Raw genomic sequence first — 498 nt, 5'->3', positions numbered from 1 at the left:
GTATGTGTAAAATTTTACTCGAAGGGGCAGATGAGTGGAAAAAAATGGGAAGACGCTCTATCATCTAATTGTACACTTCAAGATGAACATCTAGAGAGAGAGGTCTTCCCATGGATATTATATCAATAATTGCTGGATTATTAAAGGATACAAAAAGTCTTATGGAATTTGAAGAACAGCTTAAACTTTTGATGCAGAAGGCTTTTACACAATGGGTTGGGGAAATATTTGAAGAGTTAGATAAAACAATTAAACAGGAGAAGTTAGAGGAGGGCTGGGTGTACTGCCGGAGTGATAACAGAAACATTCAGTTTCTATTTGGAAGTGTGACCTTTAAACGCTCATTAATGCATGACAAGAGAGGAAATTCCCATTATCCTCTGGATGAATGGTTAGGGCTGGTACCACACCAACGATACAGCCCGTTAGTGGAATTAAAGGTGGCAGAGTTGGCAAGTGAGAACACCTATCGGGAAGTAGCTGATATTTTAAAAGAGT

1 protein-coding gene is annotated in these 498 nt (G+C 38.8%); it reads left to right on the top strand.

Annotated elements, in window-relative coordinates; all coding sequences use genetic code 11:
* Positions 1 to 110 precede the first annotated feature (110 nt).
* A partial coding sequence (locus IC21_RS13250) for a UPF0236 family transposase-like protein (protein WP_035181017.1) occupies positions 111 to 498 on the top strand: 388 nt, incomplete at its 3' end.

Source organism: Heyndrickxia coagulans DSM 1 = ATCC 7050 (assembly GCF_000290615.1).
Lineage (GTDB): Bacteria > Bacillota > Bacilli > Bacillales > Bacillaceae_C > Weizmannia > Weizmannia coagulans.
The sequence above is the reverse complement of the archived record's forward strand: the minus strand, read 5'-3'. Positions and strand labels throughout refer to the sequence as shown.